Consider the following 24,473-nt stretch of genomic DNA (forward strand, 5'->3'; position numbering starts at 1 on the left):
AATATTGGATCGGTAGCCCCGCAGATTACCAAGTCCGGAACGATATTCGAGGGTGGTGCAGACCAGATCCTCATGCCGCAAAATTGGCCTCGGTTGTTGGTGTCAGGAATATAGGTTCTATATAGAGAGGTTGTGATGGGTAAAAATGAACTGTTGTGTTTGCTGAAGGACGTGCTCGCGGGTTTGAGACTCGTAGAGATTGAGCGCGCTGAAAACGTTTTGCATTCAATTATAAAGAATTACGAGTTAGCAATATGCAAGTTGATGAGTGATGATTTAACTGAAAACCTGATAAAAAATTCACCACGTGAGTATCTGGAGATTTATAGTGATTATGAGAATCCGCTGCTTCAAAAGATGGACGATGCACAAAAGGAATTAAACATGTTTATTGTGGCTAATCCCTGAGTTTTAAAGATTGTCACCCAGTTCGATTGCTTTCAGGACTGTTCGGGCAAAAGTACCTTCTACACCTACGACGACCGCGCTCACTTGGTGGCCGTCACCGATGCGTTGAATCAGACCACCAGGCTTGAGCGTAAGCCTGACGGCGAAGTACTGCGCATCGATCACCCGGACGGTACTGCCGAGTCCTTTACCTACAACGCCCTCGGCCAGGTGCTGACGCACACCGACGGCAAAGGTCAGACCAAGCGTCTGCTGCGAACCGCGCGCGGATTGCCGAGCAGTCGCCAGGACGCCAAAGGCCAACGGATTCGCTACGAGTACGACAAGGCCATTCGCCTCACTGCACTGGTCAACGAAAACAACGCCGCGTATCAGTTCGCCTACGACGCCTCGGATCGCCTGATCAAAGAAAAACGCATCGACAACCTGACGCGCCGTTTCAGCTACAACCTTGGTGGGCATCTGACGCGCGTCGATGAAATCGGCTATGGCGACCGGGCGGAACGACCACAGCGCAGCACCGAATTCGAACGCGATTCGATAGGCCGTCTGCTCGCCAAACTCAACGAGGATGCACGTCAGGATTACACCTACGACGATGTGGATCGCCTGCTGTCGATTGCGCGGCTGCCTACATCGATCGGCAAGAAACTCGGCGTCAGCGAAGAAACGCTCGCGTTCGAGTACGACCTGCTGGGCCGTTTGATCAAAGAGACCACGCCCCAAGGCGCGCTGGACTACGAATACGATCCGCTGAGTAACCTCACCACGCTGACATTGCCGACAGGCCAGCACCTCAACCACCTGTACTACGGCAGCGGCCACCTGCACCAACTCAACCTTGATGGCCTGCTCATCAGCGACATGGAACGTGACGACCTGCACCGCGAGGTGCTGCGCACCCAGGGCAAGCTCACCAGTTGCTTCGGCTATGACGCAATGGGCCGCAAGAGCTGGCAGTTTGCATCGACGATGCCGGCTGACAAGCTCTCGCAGATTCACAATCCCGGCGACAACAGTTTGCTGGTCGAGCACGCCTACAACCCGATTCATCGCCGCTACGAATACGACCCGGCAGGCGAACTGATCCGCACCCTCGACAAACTGCGCGGCGAGATCAAGTACGCATACGAAGCCAACGGCCAGTTGCACAGCCGTGACACGGGCAGACTCGTCGACAGCGAGGAGTTCCGCTACGACGCGGCCGCCAACCGATTGAACTTCAACACCAGCCAGTTCGATCAGGTCAAAGACAACCGCATCAAACGCTGGCGTGATCAGGAATATGCCTACGATGCGTGGGGCAATCTGATCGAAAAGCGGGTGGGGCTGAACACGCTGCAGACGTTCGCCTATGACTGTGAAAACCGGCTCGTCAAAGCTGAAACGTTGGTGAACGGCAAACTGCGAGGCATCGGAACCTATCGTTACGACAGCCTTGGACGGCGCATCGGCAAAACGTCCGAGATAAACGGCCAGACCGAACACAAGCATTTCCTGTGGCAAGGCCTGCGGATGCTGCGCGAAGAGACGCCGTGGCAGAGCAGCCTTTATATCTACGAGCCGAATAGCTACGCGCCCCTTGCGCGTGTGGACCAAAACGAAGGCGAGTCCGAACATAAGCTCTACTACTTCCACACTGACCAGATCGGCACGCCGCTGGAAATGACTGACGTTGATGGCAGTATTGTCTGGCAGGCCACGTATAAGGCTTGGGGTGAGGTTGAAGCGTTTGCCGTCAGTGAGGTCGAGCAGAATCTGCGGTCGCAGGGTCAGTACTTCGACGACGAGACGGGGGGCTGCACTACAACACATTTCGGTATTACGATCCGCACGTGGGACGGTTTATAACGCAGGATCCGATTGGGTTAGATGGAGGGATGAACCTCTATAGATATGTTCCTAACCCGACAGGTTGGATAGACCTTGGGGGTGGTGCAAGACAAAGGGTATGGGAGTCTGCAAGTCTGGCCACCACGTCCCCGCTGTTAGGAAATCCGTTGGTCGGCCATGATTGTCAGGGTTATTTTCCAAAATTGGCTCAATTCAATAAGGTTGAACAGACTGTCGCCGATCCGAAAGCGATCAGAACTTTCAAGCCAGATGTACCGTCGAAACCATTTTGAGGTCAGAATGAACGAGAAGTCCGAACTATTAGTTGAAAAGCTTCTCGATGAGGTTAAAAGGTCATCTTCCGGTGAGCTAGGACTTCCTTTGAGGCGACTGTTGTGGAGCACAATTACAACAGAGAAGTCGGATGCTGAAAAAATAATAATTTTGACGACGCTTGATGTCATATGCGTGAAACACGCGGGAGCAGTCTGGTCTAAAAAGTTTGGGAGTGAAGACGGATTGGTTTCGATCTTGTCAGTTGCGTCTAGTGTCGCTGCGAAAACTATCCCACAACACAAGGCGTTGAGTATCCGGGACGAATTCTATGTATTCGTGATGGAGGACCAAGAATATGAGGATGATGAATATCCAGCGATGTTTGTCGGCCACGCAGCTGCAAATAGTATCTCGACCGCAATAGATGATTTTTCATTTGATCCTTCTGACCTCAGAAATGACCAGGATCTTGATCCAGAGGCGTTTGAGCCTAGTTATTTAGTGGCTTCTGCTTTTGCCGGTGGCTTAGGCGATGATGGAGACACCGAGCGTCGTCGGCATTTTTGGGAATGGTATCTAAATATCGCTGTTCCGCAGGTTGTCTGAACAAAATTCTTTTTGTTGGACGATTTTGAGGGGAGAAAACTCACCATTTGTCTCGCCGCAGAATAATTGTGATCTAGTTTGTCAGATCCGATATCGCTACGACGACAACTGCTACCTCATCGAAGCAATTAGCCGCAATGGCGACTCGACGCGTCGACTCAGCTAACCCGAACGCGTCATGGCGATCCATAGCAATCCGTTGCGGCTGAGCTGCAACTGCAGCTGGGAAACCATCGGCGGGCAGCCGAGACTTTGGCGGCAGGCGCTACGGCATTGAACTCGACGAAGTTGGCAACATGACCGGCATCAGCCACGATTTCTCCCGCCTGATTGAGGAAGCCGACCCGCTAGGCCGCACTACCACGTACAAGCACCACCTTGGCACCACGCTGATTACCGAGACGACATTTCCGGACCGCGACGTCTGGCAAGCGCGCTACGACGTTGATGGCAACTCCATCGCTGAAACAGATGCCCTCGGCCGCTAGACCGATTATCTCAACAGCGACGACGCGCTGTCGTATATCATCCTTCCCCGAACGTTGCACTTCGAATACCCGGGATGGAACGGGTCTGCGCACATCAAAAGCTTTCATACTGTTAAGGCAAAAGGATTATGGCTAATGATTTTCGACTCCGATTATCTTAAACGCGGTGCTTGGGTATGTTTCAGTGTGCTTGTATTTGCCATGATTCTCGGCCTCTCTGTTGTACCGTTCTTCTGGTCTGTCTATTTATTTATTTTTATCTTGAAGCTAAGTTGGTTTCTTTACTTGATCTATTTTTGTGAGAGGTTCACATTTTATCTGTGGTCAGTATTAGCCAGTGTGCAGGGTTTTCTGATCATACCGGCGAGCAGCATGGCCTATTCTATCGCCGCTGACGTATGGGGGGCGGTAAGTGCTGGAGCCTCAATTGCAGGATTGTTACCTGCGGCTTTAGTGCTTCTGGTTTTTTATGTAATTGCTCACACAGAACCGACGTTTCATCCATTTGAATACAGCGGAAACAAGGTGAAGGTGGTGCCGAAAGTTAGCAAGGATTCATCGGCAAGGTATTTTGTTGCTTTGTCGGCTGGTGCATCTACGCTAGCCGCGAGTGTCTTTATTAAATTTTTTGGAGTTTCGGCGGCGGGGGTCATTGGTGCGATTGTTCTAACCATCTGCGCCTTAGTAATTCTTTACCATATGCGTCATACAGTGAGAGCGCTGCGCACTTTAAGCATAAAGCAAAACACCACATCAGTGGCCTACACATTTATGGAGATCGAGGAAATTCGCCAAGCGCGTAGTCGCTGGTGGATCAGCAGATTTTTCAAGTGGGTAGGTTTCCGGCGCAAGTCCCCGAGTGCTTGATTGACGCTGATTCTGGCGCGCAGGTTTGTCCCCTGATCGCGTGCTACTGGTTTAAGGAGTAGTTGAAACGATGGAGCTCTCGTCGCTGTTTTCTGCACAGAACAGGCGCCTGTTTAAGTTGACCATGGCCCTCAAGGGTGGCCAGGAGCTGTTGGTTGAGTCCTTTGCGGGGAGTAAAGGGCTGTCGACGGATTTCGGGTTTCAGCTTGAACTCATTTCCGATGACACTGGCGTGAAGCTAAAGTCCGCGATTGGGCAGGCTGCGACCATCGAGATGGGACTTGCCTCGGGCGGCCGCCTATCCATCAATGGTCACGTGGTGAGCTTCGGCAACAATGGCATTGACGGTGACATGTCTCGCTATTCTGCCTACGTGGGATCCCGGCTAGCCGCAATGGCGACCCAACACGTCGATTCAGCTAACCCGAAGGCGTCATGGCGACTCATAGCAATGCGTTGCAGCTGAACTGCAACTGCAGCTGGGGAACCATCGACTGCCAGCCGAGACTTTGGCGGCGAGCGCTACGGCATTGAACGACGAAGCTGGCAATATGACCGGGATCAGCCTGCCAGACGGCAACCGACTGATTTCAAGTACGTCGATTTCTCCCGCCTGATCGAAGAAACCGACCCGCTAGCCCGCACTAATCACGTACAAGCGCCACCTTGGCACCACGCTGATTACCGAGACTACATTTCCGGACGGCAGCGTCTGGCAAGCGCGCTACGACGACAAGGGCACTACACTCCCGCCCAACTCAGTACCCCACCTCCATCAATCAAATCCAACCGACCAAACCCCAAACAAAATTGTCCCCTCCACCCGTCGGCGCCAAGGCACTTGCCTGTGAATGTCGTCTCACATCTATACGCGCAGACATCCTGCGCCGTAGACGGGAGAATCGTTATGGCGATTGAAAACAACGGGCCGGAAGCCGCGTATCCTGGGCCGGATGAAAAAAGCCCGGACACGGGCGAAGACCATGATTCGGGGCTTGAGCGCACCAGTTCCGAACCCAAGCAGGGCACTGGCGAAAGACCGGTGGACTGGAATCCGCCGCCGGGTAATCCGGGTTCTGATCAGGATGCTCAGGTCCCTCGGGAGAACGGCAGCGCCAGGACAGACAGCCTGATCGATTCCGAGTAGTGCCGCTGTCAACCTCAAAGCCCAGGCATGCACCTGGGCTTTTTATTTGGCTCGCCGGTCAAGACACAGAAACGATGCCAGCCTTTGCTCAGGCGAGCGCGCTTGCAGGGACATAGCGCTGGTGATCTGGGCATCAGCCTTGATACCCGTGATTGCACATCAGGTAGGCGGGCGGTCTGGGTTGAACGCCTCGACCAGGTATTCGATGACTTTACTCACGCGGGCGGTGTGGCGCAGGTCTTTGTGGGTGACGAGCCAGACGTCGTAGGTCTGCGTGCGGGTGCGTTGCGGCCACACTTGCACCAGTCCGTCGCGTTCGCCCATGGGGATCGGGATTTCCCCCAGCCCGAGCCCCGCTGCGAGCGCCGTGCGCACCAGCAGGCTGCTGTTGGCGCTGGCAACCACGCGTGCGGCCTGAACGGTTTCCTGTGCCAGGTTGTAGCGTTCGCCAGCGTCGACATGGGCCTGGAACCCGACGATGTCATGCCCGGCGAAGCCGCTGCCGATGTGGGGCGTGCCGCGCTGTTCGAGGTATTGCTGTGAGGCGAACAGGCCGATTGGCCAGCTGGCGAGGCGACGGACGAGGAGGTCCGGGTTGTCCGGTTTGACGGTGCGCAGCGCGATGTCCGCTTCACGCTTGGCCAAGTTGAGCATCTCGGTGCCGGCTTTGATTTCTACCCGAACGTCAGGGTACGTGTCATGCAGGCGGGCAATGGCGGGGATCACGAATTCGATGGCCAGCGAGTCCGTGGAGGCGATACGCACGAGCCCGACAGGCCGGTCATCCAGCCCCTCGATGCGCCGCTGCAGTTCATGACTGGCCTGTTCCATCTGCTCGGCGGCGTCCAGGGCGGCCTCGCCTGCGTTGGTGAGCGTATAGCCCTCGGAGGTGCGCAGAAACAGCGTTGCGTTCAATGCCTGCTCCAGCGCTGCGACCCGTCTGCCCACCGTTGCCTGATCGACATTGAGAGCGCGCGCCGCGCCGCGCAGGGTCGCCACCCGCGCCACTGCCAGAAAGAATCTTGCGTCATCCCAATTCATAGCGTCCACGCCTGCTGCAAATATGCATCGCCAGTATGCTGAATCGCTGCATTATTTCCTACGCCGGTGTGGTTATCCTGAATGCCTTTCACGGGCCGGTGTCACAGCCTGTACCGATCACTCCTACGAGGTGCTCCATGAATTTGCCTGAACGCATGAACTACATTCAGATCACTCAACCCGGCGGTCCGGAGGTTCTGCAACTGGCGCAGGCCGACGTGCCTGTTCCGGCTGAGCGCGAACTGCTGATCAAAGTCCACGCCGCTGGCATCAACCGCCCGGATGTGCTGCAGCGCGCCGGCAAGTACCCGATGAAGCCCGGCATGAGCGCAGTGCCCGGCCTTGAAGTCGCCGGTGAGGTCGTAGGCGTGGGCAGCGCAGTGACGGATTTCAAGGTTGGCGACCGGGTGTGCGCGTTGACCAATGGCGATGGCTACGCCGAATACTGCACCGTCATCGAAACCCAGGCGCTGCCGATCCCTGACGGCGTGGACATGATTCATGCGGCGGCCATACCGGAAACGTTTTTCACAGTCTGGGCCAATCTGTTCGAACTGGGACAGGCGCGGGAGGGCTCGACGGTGTTGATCCACGGTGGCACCAGCGGCATCGGCACGACCGCGTTGATGCTCTGCAAAGCACTGGGTATTCGCGCATTCGCCACGGCGGGCAGCGAGGAGAAGTGCGCACAGATCCGCGCCCTGGGCGGTGAAGCGATCAATTATCGCGAGGCTGACTTTGCCAAGGTCATCGCCGAGCGCACTGACAACAACGGCGTCGACGTCATCCTCGACATCATGGGTGGCAGCTATTTCGCCGGCAACGTGGCGTCCCTCGCACGCCGCGGCCGGCTGGTCATTATTGGCTTCCTGGGCGGTGCGTCGGTGAAAGACTTCAATCTGCTGACCCTGCTGGACAAGCAGGCATCGGTCACCGGCTCGATGATGCGTTCACGCAGCGCGCAGGAAAAGGCCGACGTGGCGCAGGGCGTCAGGGACAATGTCTGGCCGTTGCTGCAAGCGGGTCAGTGCCTGCCGATCATCGACCGTGTCTTCCCCCTCGCTGACGCAGCCGGTGCCCATCAGCGCATGGAGCAGGGCGACCACATCGGCAAGATTGTGCTGAAGGTCGTTTGATCCGGACGCACATTGCCGACGGGACCCTGCGTATCAGCCCCTCAGCGGCCTGAAGAATGCCCTGATTTCCTCAGCCAGCAGCTCAGGCTGTTCGAGTGCCGCGAAGTGGCCTCCACGGGGCATGTTTTCCCAGCGGTGGACATCGAAGACTCGCTCGACCCAACTGCGCGGGGGCATCGGCAGCTCCTTGGGGAAGACCGCCACGCCCAGCGGCGTCGCAACCCGCTCGTCAGCCTGAAACACCAGCGGGTTCTGGCGGTTTTCCTTGTACAGCCGCAGGCTGGCGTCGAGCGTGCCGCCGAACCAGTACAACGCGATGTCGCCGAGCAGCGTGTCCAATGGCACCACGGTTTCAAGGTCGCCTGGGTGATCGACCCAGGCGTGAAATTTTTCGGCGATCCAGGCGGCCAGGCCGGCGGGTGAGTCGGTCAGCGCAAACGCCAGGGTCTGCGGCTTGGTGCTGTGCAGCGCAGCATAGGCGCCTTCGGACGCCGCGAACTGACTGCTGCGGGTGAGGAAGTCCTGCTCCTGCTCAGTCACTGCGTGTGGGCCATCGTCGGTGTGCGGCCTGAAGCTGCCGGGAATGTAATTGACGTGCACGCCCGAAAGCATCGCGTGGTTGTCGCGGGCCAGCCACATCGACACGCCCGCCCCGATGTCGCCGCCCTGCGCGCCAAAACGCGTGTAGCCCAACGTCCTCATCAGCGACGCCCAGAGCCCTGCAATCTGCCGGGAACTGACGCCCGGCCTGGCAGGCGCAGGCGAGCAGCCGTAGCCCGGCAGCGACGGCACCACCACATCAAAAGCGTCTGCTGCATCGCCGCCATGGCTGGCCGGATCGGTGAGCAGCGGCAACAGCCGCTCCAACTCCAGAAAAGAGCCCGGCCAGCCATGGGTGATGATCAGCGGCATGGGCTTGGGGCCGTTGCCGCGCTGGTGCACGAAGTGGATCGGCTGGCCGTCGATGTCGGCAATGAATTGCGGCAACTGGTTGATGCGCCGCTCGACACTGCGCCAGTCGAAGCGCTCGCGCCAGTGATTCAACAGCCGTTGAACGAACGCCGTCGCGGTGCCGTCGTCCCAGCTGTGCGGGTCCAGGCCTTCCGGCAGACGCACGCTGCGCAGGCGCCGTTGCAAATCTTCCAGCTGTTCGCTGGGGACGGCCAGGGTGAACGGGCGGATAGGCATGACGATGTCCTGTGCAGTGACCGGATGCGGTGGATGTTCAGGTTGGCTGAATCAACGTTGCTCCACAAGGTTGAGAAAGCGCCGCGTGCGCTCGTTGTCGGGGTTGACGAGGATCTGCTCGGGCGAACCGTCGGCCACGATCTTGCCCGCTTCCATGAACAGCACGCGGTCGGCGATATCCTGAGCGAACTTCATTTCGTGAGTCACCAGCAGCATGGTCATCTGCTGCTCGTGGGCAATGGCACGAATCACCGCCAGCACTTCGCCGACCAGTTCGGGGTCCAGCGCTGAGGTAACTTCATCGAACAGCATCACCTGCGGACGCATCGCCAGCGCCCGGGCAATCGCCACCCGCTGCTGCTGGCCTCCGGACAGCTGCGCTGGCCAGGCGTTGGCTTTGTGACCGAGGCCCACCCGTGCGAGGTACTGGTGGGCGCGCTCGTGCGCCTCCTCGCGGCTGAGCTTCAGCACCCGAAACGGCGCCTCGGTGACGTTTTCCAGCACCGTGAGGTGCGGAAACAGGTTGAATTGCTGGAACACCATGCCGATCCGGTGCTCCACCGGCGCCTTCTTCGTGCCAGGCCAGCGCCAGCCCGATGAACGCGCCGGCACCGATGCGCCCGCCACTTCGATGCTGCCTTGCTGGTAAGTCTCAAGCCCTTTGATCAGTCGCAGGACCGTGGATTTGCCCGAGCCGCTGGGGCCGATCAGCGCGACTTTCTGGCCTTGTGGAATGCTCAGGTCCAGATGGTCGATCACCCGGTTGGCGCCGAATTGCTTGACCACCTGTTTGAGGACAATCTGCGGCGCACTCAGAGGTGAGCCGTGTGCGAGATCAGACATGACTGCGCCTTTCGAAGTATTTGAACAAGAGAGAAGTGGGGATGCTGATCGCCAGAAACATCAGCGCCATGACCGTGTACGGTTCGTTGTAGCGATAGGTCATGCCGGCGATCTGTTTGGCCGCCTGGAACAGTTCGGGAATGGTGATCACGGCCAGCAGCGGGGTTTCTTTGAACATGCCGATCAAGTAATTGCCAAGCACCGGCAGCATCGGCTTGAGCGCCTGCGGCAGGATGATGCGCTGCCACGTGGTGGCGGCGTCGAAATCCAGCGCACACGCCGCTTCCCATTGTCCCGCCGGCACGCCGTCGATGGCGCCGCGGAACGCTTCAGCGATGTAAGCGCCGTAATACAACCCCAGACCGATTACCCCTGTGGTGATTGCCGGCAACGTGATGCCGGCCGACGGAAAGGCGAAGAACAGCACGTACAACTGCACCATCAGCGGCGTGTTGCGAAAAAAGCTCAGGTACGCGGCGCTCAGGCGACGGACCGCGGCAAAGCGCGTGCGTTGGGCCAACGCCAGCAGCAGGCCGACCAGCACGGCGAGCAGGAATCCCAGCACGACCACCTGCACGGTGACCACCAGGCCGGCGAGCAGGTCCGGAACGATCGACCAGGCGAATGCGTAATCGAAGTTCATGCAGCCACCCCGCGACGCCAAGAGGTAACGCGTTGTTCGTAGCGTCTGACCAGCCAGCTCAGCGGCCAGGCCATGGCGAAATAACACACCAGCACGATGCTCCAGATCAGTGTCTGCTGGCCCAGCGTGGTGATCAGTTGACCGCCGGAGAAGGTCAGGTCGCTCAGGGTGATCAGCGACACCAGCGACGTGGTCTTGAGCAGTTCTACCAGTTGGTTGCCCATGGGCGGCAGCATGAAGGGCAGCGCTTGCGGCAACACGATGCGGCGCAACGCAGTCAGCGCGTCGAAGTCCAGCGCGCGAATCGCATCGCGCTGACCGCGACTGACGTTGCTCAGCGCCGAACGCACGATTTCCGAGCCGTAGGCAGAGAACGTCAGGCCAAGCCCGAGAATGCCGGTGACCATCGGCGACAGGCTGATGCCGAACAGCGGCAGGATGAAAAACAGGTAGAACAGCAGGACCAGGGCAGAGATACCCCGCAGGATTTCCACGTACGCCGTGGCTATCCAGCGCAGTGCCCGCCAGGGCGACAGGCGCATCAGGGCGATGACGAAGGACATCACCACCACGATCAGTTGCGCGAAAAACGTGATCTGCAGCGTCACCAGTGCGCCGTTGGCAAGCTGACGAGCAATGAAGCGTGCCGTTTCCACGGCAGAAGGATCGATGAACATGGCCGTACTCGTGTGGGTCGGGGCCGGATCAGGCGTGCGGATGGTTGAACTTGCCACTGAGGTAGAGCGGACACAGGCGTTCTGTGGGAGTGAGCTTGCTCGGGGCCGCCATCGGACGAAGACGGGCTGCCAGGCTTTGCATTTGCAGTGCATGTCCCGGCCCCTTCGTGAGCAAGCTCACTCCTACAGTGGAGGGTTCGTCAATCCAGCCACTGTCATTTTGCTGATGGGCCTTAACGGTTGCAGCGTTGCTCGGCGGTGACGTCAGCCGGTGGCAGCTCGTTTTCGGTGTAGCCGTATTTCTGCAGAATCTTCAGCAGCTCGCCGGAGGCGCGCAGTTTGGCCAGTTGCTCGTTGAACGCCTGGGTGAATTCCGGATCGTTCTTGGGCAGGCCGTAGGCGTGGTAATTCCAGGTCGGCTTGCCTTCAGCATCGGGAATCTGGTCGAACGGCAGCGCACGCTCAATGGCCGGGCTGTTGGCTTTCTTGACCAGGCTGATGATTTCCGCATCCGGGAAATACACCACGTCGACGCGATCGGCCTGCAGCGCCGCGAGGGCTTCGGTGTCCTTGTCGAACAGCACGACGTTGCCGGTGGCAATGCCGCTGTCCTTGGCTTCCTGAACCTGATTGCTGCCGGGCTGGGTGGCCAGGCGCGCCTTGCCGTTGGCAGCGACGTCTTTGAGGCTGTGCAGCTTGAGCGGGTTGCCGGCCTTGACGATGAAGGCGCCGCCGGAGCGGGTCACCGGGTTGGAATAGCCGATCACCTTGCAGCGCGCCGGGTTGATGAACAGTCCGGCGCCAATCAGATCGAAGCGGCCTGCGGCCAGCCCCGGCACCAGCGAGCCGAATTCGGTGATGGGCGTTTCCACCTTGGTGATCCCCAATTGCGAGAGGATCGCCTGGAGAATCTCGACGTTGGCGCCCACGGTCTTGCCATTGGTGTCGATGTACGCGTAGGGCTGCTCGTTGGCAATCCCGGCGGTCAGGCCCTGAGTGCGACCTTTTTCCAGCAGACCGGCGCTGGCGGAGGAGGCAAGGAGGGCGTTCAACAGCACGGCGGAGCCGATTAAAGCAGACAGCGATTTAAGGCCTTTCATGGGAATGCTCGAAGTCAGAGGCTGAGGTGAGGGTAAGGGGTCGATGCCAGGTTCAGGGTTTCCAGATGCCGACGTCCTTGGCGTCCACTGCCTTGGGCAGCAGGCCTGCGGCGAAGAACGCGTCGGCGATCTTCTGCTGTTCGCCCAACTGGTCCGCTTTCACAGGCTCCACCTGATAACTGCGGTGGGCGTTGGCGGCTTCCACGGTTTGCACATCAAGGTTGCCCCACAGCGGGCCAAGCACCTGAGCGGCGTCGCGCGGGTTTTTCTTGATCCAGTTGCCCGCTTCCTGAAGCTGCTGATACACAAGCTTGAGCACCTCAGGATGCGCAGTCGCGTAGGCGGTGCTGGTCAGGTAATAGCGTTTGTAACTGGCAAGGCCGGCGCCATCGGCGAGGGTTCGGGTCGGCAACTGGCGCTGAACGCTGGTGAGGAAGGGTTCCCACGTCACCCACGCGTCGACCTTGCCGTTCTCGAAGGCAGCGCGGCCATCGGCAGGCGTGAGGTACGCCGGCTGAATGTCGGCGAAGGTCAGTCCGGCCTTGTTCAGCGCGGCGATCAGCAGGTAGTGCGTGCCGGCGGCCTTGGTCACCGCGACCTTCTTGCCCTTCAGGTCCGACAGTTGCTGAATGGGCGAATCCTTGGACACCACGATCGCTTGCGCACTGGGCGACGGTGATTCTTCTGCGAAATAGGTCAGTTTGGCCTGCGCGGCCTGGGCGAAGATCGGCACGGTGTCGGCGACATCGGCGCTGATGTCGACATTGCCGATGTTCAGCGCTTCCAGCAGCGGCAGACCGCTGGGGAACTCGTGCCAGCTGATGTCGATGTTGTCCTTGGCGAGGGCCTTTTCCAGCGTCCCCTGAGCTTTGAGCAGAGTGATCAGGGTCGACGATTTCTGGTAGCCGATGCGCACGGTTTCCTGCGCCTGCGCCAGGAGGGGCAGTGCAGAGGCCAGTGTAAAGACCAGGGCAATCGCCAGGCCTGCGAACAACGGACGACGAAGCATCGATGAGGAGCGGTCAGGTGCGAAGTGCATGGTTGAACTCACGATCGGTTGATGGCTGGCTGGCGGTAAGCCATCGATCATAGAGTTCTAAAAAATATTCTTTAAATACCTTATGGCTATTAGCTTATGCAGGCTTGTACAGGTTCGCCATTTTTGGGGGTCACGGTCAGCCACGTCCTTGAGCCGTCGGTGGCTGTAAAGCGTCGACCGGCCTCTCTCAGATCGGCGACGAGACGCTAGCGCTTCTCGTGCTGCTTGCGATAAGCGCCCGGCTGCACGCCCTCGGCCTTGGTGAAGGCGCGTGTAAATGCCGACACCGATTGGTAACCGACTGCGCCGGCGACATGCTCCACGGTCTGGTTAGACTTGAGCAGTTGCGCGGCGTGGCGCATGCGCAGGGCGAGCAAGACGTTGCCCGGTGACTGCCCGGCGATTTCGTTGAAGCGTTTGAAGAACGCCGAACGCGACAGACCGGTACACGCCGCCATGCTTTCCAGTGTCCACGGCTGCTCAGGCCGCTCGATCATCTGTTGCAACAGTGCCGCGAAGCCGGGCTGGCGGGCCAGTGCCACCAGCCCGCCGAGCGTGGGGTTGTCGCCCACGTGCTGGCGCAGCACGTACAGAAACAGAAGATGGCTCAGGCGTTCGAGCAGAGCAGAGGACGGGCCGGGCACTCGCTGGCATTCCTGCAGGATCAGTTCGAACACGCTGCGGGCCGCGCTGGATGAAGGCTCATCGGCGCGCAGGATGATGAAGTCGGGCAGGGCGTCGACGATCAGCGAGGACAGCCCCGAGTGAAAATGAAAAAAACCGCAGACCAGACCCACGCCGTCGCTCGCGCCATTGTCCAGTGCGAGCATTTCCATGCGTGGCTGACGTTGGGCGGCGTCCGCACCGGCTTCACTGGAAAGACGATACGGCAGGTCGCGCAGCAGGAACACCGCGTCACCGGTGTCCAGCCGTTCGGCATCGTCGTGGCCATCGACGTGCAACCAGCACCGCCCTTGCACCAGCACATGAAAACTCGAGCGTGCCAGCCCGTGCGTGCTGGCATGCCAGCCGCCGCAATAGCGGCCCACGTGGAAAACACTGGCGTCGAGTTCAAGGCTTTCTAATAACCAATCAATAAGCGGGCTGGCTGAATTCATCTAAGGGAAACACTCTGGAGCAAGTAATCGCTACTTTAGAATATGGTTCGGAATTTTTATAACCAACACACTTGCCGGACGCCCATCAACAGGAGTCCACCATGTCGCGCGTCACTGTTCAAACCCTGGAAAGCGCCCCGCAAGCCGCCCGGCCGTTTCTGGAAAACGCCCTCAAGGCTAACGGTTACCTGCCCAATCTGCTCGGCGTGCTCGCCAATGCGCCGGCGGCGCTGGAAACCTACCTGACGGTGTCGGCCATCAACGGCAAGGCTGAGCTAAGTCTCCCGGAAAGGGAAGTGGTGCAACTGATCGCCGCCACTCGGCATGGCTGCTCGTTTTGTGTCGCCGGTCATACCGCCGTCGGCCTGAACAAGGCACGCCTGCCGGTCGAAGTGGTCGACGCACTGCGTGCCGGGACCGAACTGCCCGAGGCGCGGCTCGAAGCACTGGCTGAATTCGCCCGCGAAGTGATCGCCACCCGCGGCAATGTTTCTGAACCCACGTATCAGGCGTTCCAGGCGGCGGGTTACAGCGAAGGCAACGCACTGGAAGTGATTCTGGGCGTGAGCCTGGCAACGCTGTGCAATTTCGCTAATGTCTTTGCTCAGACCACCCTCAACCCCGAGCTTCAGAAATACCAATGGCAACGCCCGGCGCAGTGAACGACGCAGACCCGGCACTGGATTGACAGACAAGGAGAAGGCTCATGGTTGACCCGGTACTCGGCAACTGGCTGGACGCACATGCACACGGGCTGGACCTGGGCAGCGACGACCCCGAATCGGTGCTGCCGCAACTGGCACGCTCAGGTGCCTTGCGCACAGGCATCGGCAGGGAAGACGGAGGCTCGGGGGGCACGCTGGCCGACGCGGTGGAAACGGTGGCCGCCATCGCCCGCCATTCGGTAACGGCTGCGTTCGTCTTCTGGGGCCAGCGCGCGTTCATCGAGTACCTGCTGCACAGTCCCAACGTGCGCCTGCGCGAGCGTCTGCTGCCGGAATTGCTCGATGGCACGCTCGCCGGCGCCACGGGACTGTCCAACGCGATGAAGTTTCTGTCCGGCATCGAGTCGCTGCAAGTACGGGGCGCCGAGGGAGCGGAGGGCTGGTCGCTGGAGGGGCGCCTGCATTGGGTGACCAACCTGCGCAAGCAGCGTTTCGTGGTCGCCGCCGCCATCGAGTCCGAAGCGGGCGGCAAGCCCTTCATCATGGCGATCCCGTCGACGGCCGATGGCCTGCGGCGCTCGGACGATCTGCAGCTGATGGGCCTGCAGTCGAGCAACACGGCGGCACTGGATTTCGATCGTGTCGAGCTGTCCCGCGACTGGCTCCTGCACCACGACGCACGGCAGTTTCTGCCATCGGTTCGCCCGGGTTTTCTGGGCTTGCAGTGCGGGCTGTCGATCGGCCTGGCACGCCGTTCGCTGGAAGAGGTGCAGCGTCATCTAGAAGGTACCCGCTCGGTCTTGAACGATGAATACCACGAGCAGCGACAGCGTCTGGAGTCGGTGGTCGGCGATCTCGAGGCCGGTCTGCTCGATGGCCGGTTTCTGACCCAGGCCGCCAGCTTGTTCCGACTGCGCATCGCCCTGGCGCAGTCGGTCAGCAGCGCCGTTCAGCTGGAATTGCAGGCCAGCGGCGGCAAGGCATTTCTCAGCGAGCACGGCAGTGGCTTTGCCCGACGCTGGCGTGAGTCGGCGTTCATTCCGATCGTCACGCCGAGCCTGGTGCAGTTGCAGGCCGAGTTGCAGCGTCAGGCCCGCGAGTCCGCCGCATGAGTGCACCGGCGAATGTGGCATTGAGTGCCACCGGCATCAGCCTGGGATACGTGCGCGAACACGGCTGGCAGAGCGTGCTGGAGGGCTTCGACCTGCACGTGCGGGCAGGCGAGGTGGTGTCGATTCTGGGCCCCAGCGGCGTCGGCAAGTCGAGCCTGCTGCGCGTGCTCGCCGGTCTGCAGGGCGCGCATGCGGGCCAGGTGAAAGTGGCCGGCGAGCCGCTCACCGGGCCGCACCCTCGGGTGGCGGTGGCGTTCCAGGACCCCAGCCTGTTGCCGTGGCTGACCCTGGAAAAGAACGTCGCGTTCGGTCTGGACTTCGCCAGCCAGCCATCGTTGAGCGCGGCCGAGCGTCAGTCCCGGGTCGATCAGGCCATCGCCGAAGTGGGCCTGACCCACGCGCGGACCTATCACCCGGCGCAGCTGTCCGGCGGCATGGCGCAACGCACCGCGCTGGCTCGCTGCCTGGCGCGTCAGCCATCGGTGCTGTTGCTGGACGAACCCTTCGGCGCGCTGGATGAAGTCACCCGTGCCGACATGCAAGACCTGCTGCTTGAGGTGACGACCAGGCATGACACCGCCGCGGTGCTGATCACCCACGACATCGACGAAGCCTTGCTGCTCTCCAATCGTATTCTGCTACTGGGCGATTCCCCGGCGCGGACGGTGGGCGAGTGGCACATCGATCTGCCGCGGCCCCGGGCCGAACTGGTCGAGGAAATGGGCGCGTTGCGTGTCGACATTCTGAAAACCCTTCGGCGGGCGAGCCGCAACCCACACCCTCGAACTGAATCGCTGGAATCGCCGGAGAATGGCCATGTGCCTGGACGACTTCAATCACACCCGTCGTGATTTTCTCAAACTGAGCGCCATGCTCACTGCTGCGGGCGCCTTGCCGCTGCTCAACAGCCTTCAGGCCCGCGCGGCCGCCGAACCCGATGCGCCCGTGCGCATCGGTTACCTGCCGATCACCGACGCCACGCCGCTGCTGGTGGCGCACAACAACGGTCTGTTCGAAGCCGAGGGCATCCAGGCCGAACGCCCGGTGCTGTTGCGCAGTTGGGCGCAGGTGATCGAGGCGTTCATTTCCGGGCAGGTCAACGTCATCCATCTGCTGTCGCCAATGACCGTCTGGGCGCGTTATGGCAGCAAGGTCCCGGCCAAGGTCGTGGCCTGGAACCACGTCGGCGGTTCGGGTCTGACGGTGGGCCCCGAGATCAGTGACGTCAAACAGCTGGGCGGGCAGTCGATTGCCATCCCGTTCTGGTATTCGATTCACAACGTGGTGGTGCAGCAGCTGTTGCGCGACAACGGTCTGACCCCGGTCAGCAAGCCGGCAAGCGCGCAGCTGGCGTCCAGCGAAGTCAATCTGGTGGTGCTGCCGCCATCGGACATGCCGCCAGCGCTGGCCAGCAAGCGCATAGCCGGGTACATCGTTGCCGAGCCTTTCAACGCCTTGGCCGAAGACCTCAAGGTCGGTCGGGTTCAGCGTTTCACCGGCGACATCTGGCGCAACCACGCCTGCTGCGTGGTGTTCATGCATGAACATGACCTGAACAACCGTCCCGAGTGGTCGCAGAAGGTGGTCAACGCCATCGTCAAGGCGCAGGTCTGGACCCGTGACAACAGGGCCGAAGCCGCCCGACTGCTTTCCAAAGAGGGCAACAACCGCTACACGCCTCACGCGCAGAGTGTGCTCGATCGCGTGCTGTCGCCTGCGGCGAGCGAGCGTCAGGGGTATCTGGCCAGCGGCGCCATCCAGCATGCGCAATGGGACGAGCATCGCATCGATTTTCAGCCTTATCCGTTTCCCAGCTACACCGAAGAACTGGTACGCCGCCTGAAATCCACCCTGATCGAGGGTGACAAGGGCTTTTTAGCCGGACTCGACCCGCAGCAGGTGGCCAGCGATCTGGTGGACGACCGGTTCGTGCGCAACAGCATCGCGGCAGTGGGCGGCCTGAAGACTTTCGGCCTTGCCGAGAGCTTCCAGCGCAGCGAGGAGTACAGCGCTTGATGCCGCGCAAACGGGCCTCGTTGCCGCATTGGCCGCTGGGGCTGGCAGGTCTGTTGTGCCTGCTGGTCCTCTGGTGGCTGGGGATTCGACTGCTGGGGGATGCCAACGGTTTATCGGCGCGGTTTTCGCCTCAGGCGACGTTTGTCAGTCTGTGGAGCCTGCTCGGCAGCCCGGAGTTGTACGGCCACGTGCTGGTCAGCCTCAAGCGCATTCTGGTGGGGCTGTTGCTGGCGTTGCTGATTGGCGTTCCGTTGGGTCTGCTGATTGGCAGCTCGCGTAACCTGGAAGCCGCGACCACGCCTGCGTTTCAGTTTCTGCGCATGATCTCGCCGTTGTCCTGGATGCCGGTGGTGGTGATGCTCATGGGCGTGGGCGATCAGCCGATCTATTTCCTGCTGACCTTCGCGGCGGTCTGGCCGATCCTGTTGAACACCGTGGCCGGGGTCAAACAGCTCGATCCGCGTTGGCTGCAACTGAGCCGCAGCCTAAGCGCCAGTCGCTGGGAAACCCTGAGCAAAGTCATCGTGCCGGGCGTACTCGGCCATGTGCTGACCGGTGTGCGCCTGTCGATCGGTATCCTCTGGATCGTGCTCGTCCCGTGCGAAATGCTCGGCGTCAGCGCAGGGCTTGGCTACTTCATCCTCGACACCCGCGACCGTTTGGCCTATTCGGAACTCATGGCCATGGTCCTGCTCATCGGCGTACTCGGCTTCCTCCTCGACGCGTTGGCACGCGGACTTCACCGCCGCTGGGCGCATTGAACCGAGGTGTCGTTTTTTTCGTGAGCACACTCCCACAGGGATTTCCGGGCGTTCTTGAATATCTGGTATGCCACAAATCCTGTATGACGAGTTTGCTCGGGGCCGCCATCGGAGGAAGACTGATTTCCAACCACTGCCCTCCACAGCATGCACCGGCCTCTTCCCGGCTGAAGCCGGTCCTACGGACGCCGCAAGTTTTTCGTAGGACCGGCTTCAGCCGGGAAGAGGTCGGTGTTACGCCAAAGAGGGCCGCATGCACCGGCGTATCGTGAGCAAGCTCACTCCTACAGGAATTTCCGGATATCGCTCAGCGGGGTTTTCGCAGTTCGCTTGGGGTTAAGCCCATGTGGCGTTTGAACAGACGGGCGAGGTAGGAAGGGGAGTCCAAACCGACGGCGAGGCTGACTTCCAGGGCCGTCAATGACGTGCCGCAAAGCAGCGCGGCGGCGGTGTCGACGCGGGTACGGTTGGTGAAATCCAGCAGCGTTTCGTTGGTTTCCGCCTTGAAGATCCGGGTCAGGTGCCGTCGCGACAAGTGAAACTGATGACCGATCGATTCGATGTTCAGATCCGCGTCCAGATTCTCCCGTACATAACGCTGGATATCGCGGACCAGCAGCGCCTGCTGGCGGGATTCACCGACCGGTTGCCGGGCTGGCTGGCAGGCAATGACCCGTGCGCACTCCTCGAAGAGCAGCGCATTGAGATGAGGCAACTGACGCTGGAAGGCTTCCGGTGCGGCCTGCTGTTGCAGCTGATCGTGCAGACGCAGGATGCTGTCGAGGGTTTCGCTCGTCTGCCAGATGCCCGTCCGGTCGACCTGATTGGCGAAGTTCTGAAAACCCAAAGCATGACCCTGGTGCTTGACGTAATCCGGGTCGACATACAGCGTCATATGCTGCTCGCGGCCGGGCGCGGCCTGGGTCGCGTGCGCGAAATCAGCGGGAACGAAGGAGATCGACTGTCGCGCCACATGGGTGGTCCGGCTGCTTTCCGTTGACAGCAACAGCCCGCCCTGACGCGGCAACAGCAACATGTGGCAGTCATGGGCATGCCAGTCGACGGCGTAGCCGGTGGTGTCGCTGGTTTCTAGGAGGAAGACGTCCGCCGAAGGACCGTTGAACTTGGGCGACATATAGGCCATCGAGCAATTCCCTGAGTATCAGCGCCGCAGCATGGTAGTGATAACGTACCTCATTATCATACCTGCGTTGCGCGAGTACCGAGAATGCTCCATCCAACGGTCAATGCCGCTGACCGCGCATCGGCGAAGATTTGCCAGTCTGCATTCAGCTCCCTCAGGCCGGCTGCTTACTCAACGCGCGCGCTTTACCCGGCGTCATCCCGAACTGCTGCGAGAACATCCGGGTGAAGTGCGGCTGATCGGAAAACCCGCACTCAAAGCCCACCTGAGAGATCGCGACATCGGTCTGTTCCAGCAGGTCTCGAGCGCGGGACAGTCTGGCCCGTTTCAGCCAGTCGCGAGGTGCCTGTCCGGTCGTATTCTTGAAGGCGCGGGAAAAATGGCTGCGCGACAGCGCACATTCCCTGGCGATGGTCGCGATCTGGATGCTTCGGTCGAGGTTGTCCAGCATCAGCTTTTTGGCCGTTCGTTCCTGCCACGAACTGAGTGTTGCCGGCTCGCGCTTCAGCTCGAACAGCCGCAGGCAGGCGCGGGCGACGGTGGTGAGCTGATCTGTGCTCAGCCCGGCGGCGTCTCGTCCGAAAACAGCCGTGACGATGTCTGCACGATGCGCTTGGTTCATGGTTGACCTCTGAATACGGGAGCTGAGGTCATTCTGGCCAGATCCTGTACAGGCAGGTCGCACGATCGGGCCGCTCAGGCGTCCGATCGGGCCATGAAGCACGGATTTCGTCCTGCGGATGTGAAAAATAGTTGCCGTGGGCGCGCGACTGCCCAACGCACCCGCAATAAATCTGGACGAGGCGGGCGGCCGTCTGTAGCGTTCGATTGAGCATCGCGGTGCCGCAACGGTCACAGGCAGCAGGGTCGGTGACGGAAAAGGCAGCCGTGGATCCTCGGCCGCGGCTATGCTCCGCGTGTCTGCTCGCGCGACGTATCGCGTCAGGCGTGAGGGCGACGGTTTTACCAACAGGGAGGTGAGTGTGCAGATGCAAGCCCAGGCGCTGGAAATCCTGGTGGTCGACGACCAGGAGGAAAACCTCGCAGAAATGCAGGAATTACTCGAAGAGTTGGGCCGCACGGTCCGTTGTGCCGACTCAGGCGCCGAGGCGCTGGCCTGCCTGACGGCGGGCAATATCGGGCTGGTGCTGATGGACGTGCAGATGCCCGGCATGGATGGCTTCGAAGTCGCGCGCAGAATGCGTGCCGATCCCGCCACGCGCTTCACACCCATCATTTTCATCTCGGGGATGCGCCAGACCGAGGAAGTGCTCAACCAGGGTTACGCGGCAGGCGCCGTCGACTTCATGACCAAGCCGGTGCACCCCAATCTGCTGCTGCACAAGGCGCGTGTGCTGCTCGAACACGATCACTATCGGCGGGACCTTTTCCAGACCAGCCAGCAACTGGAGCGCGAACGGGCGTTCAACGCGTCGATTCTGAACAACACCGCCGAAGGCATTCTGGTGGTCGACGACGCAGGTGTGATCCGCTTTGCCAATCCGGCCATCACGCGCCTGCTCGGGTGTTCGGATGATGAGCTGAAGGGACGCGCGTTGCTCGACTGGATCGAAACCCCTCACGACGACGACTGGCAGAGCTCGGTCTGGCTGGACCATTTCAAGCGCGGCGAAGGCCTGCGCCTGCATGACGCCAACTTGCGCAACCGCGACGGGCAGAGCATTCCGGTGGCCCTGTCGGCGTCGCCTCTGCCTGAGGGGCAGGCCGCGATGACGATTCTGGCGCTGGACATGACCTCCGTGCGCGAACTGCACCACAAGCTTGAAGTCATGACCATCACCGATGCGCTGACCGGCCTGCTCAATCGCCGGGGCTTCGTTCAGGCGCTGCAGGGCGCCATTTCGCGCAATCAGCGCTCTGGCCGTCTGAGCGCGCTGCTGTATCTGGACCTGGACGGTTTCAAACAGATCAACGATCAGTTCGGCCATGACCGCGGCGACGAGGCATTGCGCTGGGTCAGCAGCCAGTTGCAGATGTGCCTGCGGCCTTATGACCGGCTGGCGCGGATCGGCGGCGACGAATTCACGGTCATCATCGAAGGCGTCAACTGCCCGGACGATGCGGCTGCGGTGGCGGAGAAACTGATCGCGCAGGTTTCGGCCGATCAGGAGCGGTTTCGGCTGGGCGCGAGCATCGGGATCGCCTGTCTGCCTGCCAACGGCGGAACCGTCGAAGACCTGATGCGCGCAGCGGATGCGGCGATGTACCAGGCCAAGCGCGGCGGCAAAGGTCAGTATCGCTTTGCCCCGGACCCTTGACCGGCTTCATCTGAACGGCGCTCTACCGGCGCGAGGGAGTTGGACGGCGCATCCAGCGCCAGACAGGGGGACGGGCAAGCCGTCCCCCTGGACGATCACGTCGTGCGTGCTCCCCATTCTTGCGCCCGGGCAGTGCGCTTACCCTTCGGCGGTCTTGTTGGCCTTTTCAGGATTGAAGCCGTCGAAACTGTCGAACACGCCCATGAAGCCCGGAACAGTGGCTTCACGCGCCCAGTCGCGCTGCAGCTCGCAATACATCTGCACGCGGCTGATGAGCTTCACACCCGCTTGCTCCATGCGCCGCAGCGCCGCCTCGTGCGCGGCGACCGACGTGCCGCCCACCGCGTCCACAGGCACATAGACTTCGTAGCCTTCCTGAATCGCATCCAGGGCAGGGAAGGTCAGGCACGCTTCGGTCCACAGCGCGGTGATGATCAGCTTGCGCCGACCGAGCGCCTTGACCGCCTGCTTGAATTCGGTGTCTTCCCAGCTGTTGATCGAGGTGCGATCGTACGTCGGCAAATGCCCCAGCACGTCTTGCAGCTCCTGGATCGGCGGCTTGTTGCGGCCGGTCTGGACGTTGACCGTGGAGTGGATGATGGGGAGGTTGTAGTTCAGCGCGGCCTTGGCGACGCTGGTGATATTGAAGACCAGCTCCTGACGCGGCATCGAGCGGATCGATGAGACCTGGATCGGCTGGTAATCGATGATGATCAACGCCGAATTGTCGGGCGACAACAGCTGATCGGTGAGGGGATTGCGGAGAGTTTCGCTCGCCATTACGAGGTCCTTTTTTGTGGTTGCGATGCGCGCTTGCGCGGCAATTGGATGGGGCTCTTCCCTGGGCGAAGGTCGCTCGTCAGCGCTGCGGCCAATGGCGACCCGGACCTTGCGGGTCTGGCGTTACCGGGCGACCTCGCTTGAGGAACGACATTGTGCTGTTGCTCCACATGCTCCGGTAGTAGCATTCCGAGGCAAGCTGTGTTGCCAAAAGGGGAACAGTGATTTGGATATCGAAGAGCTCCGCACGTTTGTAGAGGTGGCCGATGCGGGGGGCGTTTCGCCTGCCGCGCTTCGGCTGGGTGTCGCCAAGTCGATCGTCAGTCGCAGGCTGGCCAGGCTGGAAACCGAGCTGGGCGTGCAGCTGCTTGCCCGCTCTACCCGCAAGACCGCCCTGACGGAAGCCGGCGCGACGTTTCGTGATTACGCGGCGCGGGTCTGCGCCGAAATGGACGTCGCCAGAGAAGCGATCCTGCCGGCCGGTGCCTTGCGTGGCCGCCTGCGTGTTGCCGCGCCGCTTTCTTTCGGACCCACCCATTTCGCGCCATTGCTGGCGGAAATGGCCCGGCGTCATCCCGAGTTGCATGTCCAGACCTGCTACAGCGACCGCTTCGTCGACCTCATCGCCGAGGGCTACGACTGCGCGATCCGGGTGGGCTACTTGCAGGATTCCAACCTGATGGCGCGCTGCATCGGGCCGATCAACACCCGGCTGGTCGCCAGTCCGCGCTACGTCCAGACTCACGGTGCGCCGCAGTCGCCGGACGAACTCATCGCCCATGAAGCGTTGATGAAGGGCACCGAAGCCTGGCAATTCATGGACGGCAACAAGGTGATTTCGGTTCGTCCGCAAGGGCGGTTCAAGGCCGACAGTGGCGTGGCTCTGGTCGCCGCGGCCGTGGCGGGGCTGGGCGTTGCCTACCTGCCCGATTGCCTGACATACGACGGTATCGCATCAGGCGCCCTGGTGCCGATCATGCCGGACTATCCGCCGCCGCCTGCGGGTGCGTACGTCGTGCGCCCACCGGGCCAGCATCCGGCACAGAAGATTCGCGTCCTGACTGAACTGTTGATCGAATACTTCGGGGAGTCGCCGCACTTTGCCGCGGATCTGGCCGCCGGGCCCGAGGTGTAACGGGGCTGTCGACGAAGGGTAGAGGGCACAAGCAACGAACGGCCTGTCGGTGAGCGACAGACCGTTCAAGTCACACGGGATTGTTTGATCCCCGATATCAGAACAGCAGCTTGAACACTGCGATGACGACGATCAGGCCGATCAGAAAAATGATGCCAACGGTACCGCCCA

General features: G+C 60.7%; 24 protein-coding genes and 3 pseudogenes. 16 read left to right on the top strand and 11 right to left on the bottom strand.

The window, feature by feature from the left end; genetic code table 11:
• Positions 1–135: 135 nt before the first annotated feature.
• The 8 genes and pseudogenes from AAGQ88_RS11675 (at position 136) to AAGQ88_RS11710 (ending at position 5,625) form a co-directional block, all read left to right on the top strand.
• Complete coding sequence (locus tag AAGQ88_RS11675) at positions 136–408, top strand: hypothetical protein (RefSeq protein WP_342655430.1); 273 nt, start codon at positions 136–138, stop codon at positions 406–408.
• 12 nt (positions 409–420) lie between these two features.
• Positions 421–2,333: pseudogene (locus AAGQ88_RS11680) on the top strand (RHS repeat-associated core domain-containing protein); the annotation flags it as partial.
• A 208-nt stretch (positions 2,334–2,541) separates the two neighbouring features.
• Positions 2,542–3,123, top strand: a complete 582-nt coding sequence (locus AAGQ88_RS11685; RefSeq protein WP_342655431.1) for an Imm5 family immunity protein — start codon at positions 2,542–2,544, stop codon at positions 3,121–3,123.
• 296 nt (positions 3,124–3,419) lie between these two features.
• Positions 3,420–3,611 carry a hypothetical protein gene (locus AAGQ88_RS11690; protein WP_342655432.1) on the top strand — a complete coding sequence of 64 codons (192 nt, stop codon included), beginning with the start codon at positions 3,420–3,422 and terminating at the stop codon, positions 3,609–3,611.
• 135 nt (positions 3,612–3,746) lie between these two features.
• The gene (locus AAGQ88_RS11695; RefSeq protein ID WP_342655433.1) at positions 3,747–4,478 is read left to right on the top strand and encodes a hypothetical protein; all 732 of its coding nucleotides are present in this window, start codon (positions 3,747–3,749) and stop codon (positions 4,476–4,478) included.
• A gap of 124 nt (positions 4,479–4,602) precedes the next feature.
• Positions 4,603–4,824: pseudogene (locus AAGQ88_RS11700) on the top strand (contractile injection system protein, VgrG/Pvc8 family); the annotation flags it as partial.
• A 41-nt stretch (positions 4,825–4,865) separates the two neighbouring features.
• Positions 4,866–5,218 (top strand): annotated as a pseudogene (locus AAGQ88_RS11705) (RHS repeat domain-containing protein); the annotation flags it as partial.
• Positions 5,219–5,385: 167 nt separating this feature from the next.
• A complete protein-coding gene (locus AAGQ88_RS11710; protein ID WP_285426615.1) occupies positions 5,386–5,625 on the top strand; it encodes a hypothetical protein in 240 nt (79 codons plus the stop codon).
• A gap of 159 nt (positions 5,626–5,784) precedes the next feature.
• Here AAGQ88_RS11710 and AAGQ88_RS11715 read toward each other — a convergent pair whose 3' ends face one another.
• Positions 5,785–6,666, bottom strand: a complete 882-nt coding sequence (locus AAGQ88_RS11715) for a LysR family transcriptional regulator (RefSeq protein WP_342655434.1) — start codon at positions 6,664–6,666, stop codon at positions 5,785–5,787.
• Positions 6,667–6,803: 137 nt separating this feature from the next.
• Between AAGQ88_RS11715 and AAGQ88_RS11720 the strand changes: the two genes are divergently transcribed.
• A complete protein-coding gene (locus AAGQ88_RS11720; RefSeq protein WP_342655435.1) occupies positions 6,804–7,802 on the top strand; it encodes an NAD(P)H-quinone oxidoreductase in 999 nt (332 codons plus the stop codon).
• A 33-nt stretch (positions 7,803–7,835) separates the two neighbouring features.
• Here AAGQ88_RS11720 and AAGQ88_RS11725 read toward each other — a convergent pair whose 3' ends face one another.
• From AAGQ88_RS11725 to AAGQ88_RS11755, 7 genes are all read right to left on the bottom strand, one after another.
• The gene (locus tag AAGQ88_RS11725; protein WP_342655436.1) at positions 7,836–8,990 is read right to left on the bottom strand and encodes an epoxide hydrolase family protein; all 1,155 of its coding nucleotides are present in this window, start codon (positions 8,988–8,990) and stop codon (positions 7,836–7,838) included.
• A 51-nt stretch (positions 8,991–9,041) separates the two neighbouring features.
• Entirely contained in the window at positions 9,042–9,833 is a 792-nt protein-coding gene (locus AAGQ88_RS11730; protein WP_342655437.1) for an amino acid ABC transporter ATP-binding protein, read from the bottom strand.
• Positions 9,826–10,476, bottom strand: a complete 651-nt coding sequence (gene ehuD / locus AAGQ88_RS11735) for an ectoine/hydroxyectoine ABC transporter permease subunit EhuD (protein ID WP_342655438.1) — start codon at positions 10,474–10,476, stop codon at positions 9,826–9,828. The genes AAGQ88_RS11730 and ehuD overlap by 8 nt, the downstream gene beginning before the upstream one ends.
• Positions 10,473–11,153: an ectoine/hydroxyectoine ABC transporter permease subunit EhuC gene (gene ehuC / locus AAGQ88_RS11740; RefSeq protein ID WP_342655439.1), complete on the bottom strand. Its 681-nt coding sequence runs from the start codon at positions 11,151–11,153 to the stop codon at positions 10,473–10,475. Before ehuC ends, ehuD begins: the two co-directional genes overlap by 4 nt.
• A 233-nt stretch (positions 11,154–11,386) precedes the next feature.
• Positions 11,387–12,253 carry an ectoine/hydroxyectoine ABC transporter substrate-binding protein EhuB gene (gene ehuB / locus AAGQ88_RS11745; protein ID WP_342655440.1) on the bottom strand — a complete coding sequence of 289 codons (867 nt, stop codon included), beginning with the start codon at positions 12,251–12,253 and terminating at the stop codon, positions 11,387–11,389.
• 52 nt (positions 12,254–12,305) lie between these two features.
• Positions 12,306–13,292: an aliphatic sulfonate ABC transporter substrate-binding protein gene (locus tag AAGQ88_RS11750; RefSeq protein ID WP_342655441.1), complete on the bottom strand. Its 987-nt coding sequence runs from the start codon at positions 13,290–13,292 to the stop codon at positions 12,306–12,308.
• Positions 13,293–13,498: 206 nt separating this feature from the next.
• Positions 13,499–14,410: an AraC family transcriptional regulator gene (locus AAGQ88_RS11755; protein WP_342655442.1), complete on the bottom strand. Its 912-nt coding sequence runs from the start codon at positions 14,408–14,410 to the stop codon at positions 13,499–13,501.
• Positions 14,411–14,511: 101 nt separating this feature from the next.
• On the opposite strand from AAGQ88_RS11755, the gene AAGQ88_RS11760 reads away from it, so the two are divergent.
• The 5 genes from AAGQ88_RS11760 to AAGQ88_RS11780 are packed head-to-tail and all read left to right on the top strand — an operon-like array spanning position 14,512 to position 18,964.
• Positions 14,512–15,072 carry a carboxymuconolactone decarboxylase family protein gene (locus AAGQ88_RS11760; RefSeq protein ID WP_342655443.1) on the top strand — a complete coding sequence of 187 codons (561 nt, stop codon included), beginning with the start codon at positions 14,512–14,514 and terminating at the stop codon, positions 15,070–15,072.
• Positions 15,073–15,116: 44 nt separating this feature from the next.
• The gene (locus AAGQ88_RS11765; protein WP_342655444.1) at positions 15,117–16,187 is read left to right on the top strand and encodes an acyl-CoA dehydrogenase family protein; all 1,071 of its coding nucleotides are present in this window, start codon (positions 15,117–15,119) and stop codon (positions 16,185–16,187) included.
• Positions 16,184–17,038, top strand: a complete 855-nt coding sequence (locus tag AAGQ88_RS11770; protein WP_285426603.1) for an ABC transporter ATP-binding protein — start codon at positions 16,184–16,186, stop codon at positions 17,036–17,038. Before AAGQ88_RS11765 ends, AAGQ88_RS11770 begins: the two co-directional genes overlap by 4 nt.
• Positions 17,004–18,203, top strand: a complete 1,200-nt coding sequence (locus AAGQ88_RS11775; RefSeq protein WP_285426602.1) for an ABC transporter substrate-binding protein — start codon at positions 17,004–17,006, stop codon at positions 18,201–18,203. The genes AAGQ88_RS11770 and AAGQ88_RS11775 overlap by 35 nt, the downstream gene beginning before the upstream one ends.
• Positions 18,203–18,964 carry an ABC transporter permease gene (locus AAGQ88_RS11780; RefSeq protein ID WP_285426601.1) on the top strand — a complete coding sequence of 254 codons (762 nt, stop codon included), beginning with the start codon at positions 18,203–18,205 and terminating at the stop codon, positions 18,962–18,964. Before AAGQ88_RS11775 ends, AAGQ88_RS11780 begins: the two co-directional genes overlap by 1 nt.
• A gap of 307 nt (positions 18,965–19,271) precedes the next feature.
• Here the strand turns inward: AAGQ88_RS11780 and AAGQ88_RS11785 are convergent, their stop codons facing one another.
• Together AAGQ88_RS11785 and AAGQ88_RS11790 are read right to left on the bottom strand one after the other, a co-directional pair.
• A complete protein-coding gene (locus AAGQ88_RS11785) occupies positions 19,272–20,108 on the bottom strand; it encodes an AraC family transcriptional regulator (RefSeq protein ID WP_342655445.1) in 837 nt (278 codons plus the stop codon).
• A 154-nt stretch (positions 20,109–20,262) separates the two neighbouring features.
• On the bottom strand, positions 20,263–20,832 hold the full coding sequence (locus AAGQ88_RS11790) for an AraC family transcriptional regulator (RefSeq protein WP_342655446.1): 570 nt from the start codon (positions 20,830–20,832) through the stop codon (positions 20,263–20,265).
• Positions 20,833–21,097: 265 nt separating this feature from the next.
• Between AAGQ88_RS11790 and AAGQ88_RS11795 the strand changes: the two genes are divergently transcribed.
• A complete protein-coding gene (locus AAGQ88_RS11795; protein WP_342655786.1) occupies positions 21,098–22,387 on the top strand; it encodes a diguanylate cyclase in 1,290 nt (429 codons plus the stop codon).
• Between the two features lie 138 nt (positions 22,388–22,525).
• Here the strand turns inward: AAGQ88_RS11795 and AAGQ88_RS11800 are convergent, their stop codons facing one another.
• On the bottom strand, positions 22,526–23,167 hold the full coding sequence (locus AAGQ88_RS11800) for a hydrolase (RefSeq protein ID WP_285424059.1): 642 nt from the start codon (positions 23,165–23,167) through the stop codon (positions 22,526–22,528).
• Between the two features lie 226 nt (positions 23,168–23,393).
• Between AAGQ88_RS11800 and AAGQ88_RS11805 the strand changes: the two genes are divergently transcribed.
• Complete coding sequence (locus tag AAGQ88_RS11805) at positions 23,394–24,302, top strand: LysR family transcriptional regulator (RefSeq protein ID WP_285424058.1); 909 nt, start codon at positions 23,394–23,396, stop codon at positions 24,300–24,302.
• The last annotated feature ends 171 nt before the right edge of the window (positions 24,303–24,473 follow it).

Origin of the sequence: Pseudomonas sp. F3-2 (genome assembly GCF_038804275.1) — a bacterium.
In the GTDB taxonomy this organism is placed as follows: Bacteria; Pseudomonadota; Gammaproteobacteria; order Pseudomonadales; family Pseudomonadaceae; genus Aquipseudomonas.

What these genes read in the sequence shown, in the direction of transcription:
- AAGQ88_RS11675 (WP_342655430.1), top strand. Translation starts at nt 136, where the DNA reads ATGGGTAAAAATGAACTGTTGTGTTTGCTGAAGGACGTGCTCGCGGGT.
- AAGQ88_RS11685 (WP_342655431.1), top strand. Translation starts at nt 2,542, where the DNA reads ATGAACGAGAAGTCCGAACTATTAGTTGAAAAGCTTCTCGATGAGGTT.
- AAGQ88_RS11690 (WP_342655432.1), top strand. Translation starts at nt 3,420, where the DNA reads ATGACCGGCATCAGCCACGATTTCTCCCGCCTGATTGAGGAAGCCGAC.
- AAGQ88_RS11695 (WP_342655433.1), top strand. Translation starts at nt 3,747, where the DNA reads ATGATTTTCGACTCCGATTATCTTAAACGCGGTGCTTGGGTATGTTTC.
- AAGQ88_RS11710 (WP_285426615.1), top strand. Translation starts at nt 5,386, where the DNA reads ATGGCGATTGAAAACAACGGGCCGGAAGCCGCGTATCCTGGGCCGGAT.
- AAGQ88_RS11715 (WP_342655434.1), bottom strand. Translation starts at nt 6,666, where the DNA reads ATGAATTGGGATGACGCAAGATTCTTTCTGGCAGTGGCGCGGGTGGCG.
- AAGQ88_RS11720 (WP_342655435.1), top strand. Translation starts at nt 6,804, where the DNA reads ATGAATTTGCCTGAACGCATGAACTACATTCAGATCACTCAACCCGGC.
- AAGQ88_RS11725 (WP_342655436.1), bottom strand. Translation starts at nt 8,990, where the DNA reads ATGCCTATCCGCCCGTTCACCCTGGCCGTCCCCAGCGAACAGCTGGAA.
- AAGQ88_RS11730 (WP_342655437.1), bottom strand. Translation starts at nt 9,833, where the DNA reads ATGTCTGATCTCGCACACGGCTCACCTCTGAGTGCGCCGCAGATTGTC.
- ehuD (WP_342655438.1), bottom strand. Translation starts at nt 10,476, where the DNA reads ATGAACTTCGATTACGCATTCGCCTGGTCGATCGTTCCGGACCTGCTC.
- ehuC (WP_342655439.1), bottom strand. Translation starts at nt 11,153, where the DNA reads ATGTTCATCGATCCTTCTGCCGTGGAAACGGCACGCTTCATTGCTCGT.
- ehuB (WP_342655440.1), bottom strand. Translation starts at nt 12,253, where the DNA reads ATGAAAGGCCTTAAATCGCTGTCTGCTTTAATCGGCTCCGCCGTGCTG.
- AAGQ88_RS11750 (WP_342655441.1), bottom strand. Translation starts at nt 13,292, where the DNA reads ATGCACTTCGCACCTGACCGCTCCTCATCGATGCTTCGTCGTCCGTTG.
- AAGQ88_RS11755 (WP_342655442.1), bottom strand. Translation starts at nt 14,410, where the DNA reads ATGAATTCAGCCAGCCCGCTTATTGATTGGTTATTAGAAAGCCTTGAA.
- AAGQ88_RS11760 (WP_342655443.1), top strand. Translation starts at nt 14,512, where the DNA reads ATGTCGCGCGTCACTGTTCAAACCCTGGAAAGCGCCCCGCAAGCCGCC.
- AAGQ88_RS11765 (WP_342655444.1), top strand. Translation starts at nt 15,117, where the DNA reads ATGGTTGACCCGGTACTCGGCAACTGGCTGGACGCACATGCACACGGG.
- AAGQ88_RS11770 (WP_285426603.1), top strand. Translation starts at nt 16,184, where the DNA reads ATGAGTGCACCGGCGAATGTGGCATTGAGTGCCACCGGCATCAGCCTG.
- AAGQ88_RS11775 (WP_285426602.1), top strand. Translation starts at nt 17,004, where the DNA reads ATGTGCCTGGACGACTTCAATCACACCCGTCGTGATTTTCTCAAACTG.
- AAGQ88_RS11780 (WP_285426601.1), top strand. Translation starts at nt 18,203, where the DNA reads ATGCCGCGCAAACGGGCCTCGTTGCCGCATTGGCCGCTGGGGCTGGCA.
- AAGQ88_RS11785 (WP_342655445.1), bottom strand. Translation starts at nt 20,108, where the DNA reads ATGGCCTATATGTCGCCCAAGTTCAACGGTCCTTCGGCGGACGTCTTC.
- AAGQ88_RS11795 (WP_342655786.1), top strand. Translation starts at nt 21,098, where the DNA reads ATGCAAGCCCAGGCGCTGGAAATCCTGGTGGTCGACGACCAGGAGGAA.
- AAGQ88_RS11800 (WP_285424059.1), bottom strand. Translation starts at nt 23,167, where the DNA reads ATGGCGAGCGAAACTCTCCGCAATCCCCTCACCGATCAGCTGTTGTCG.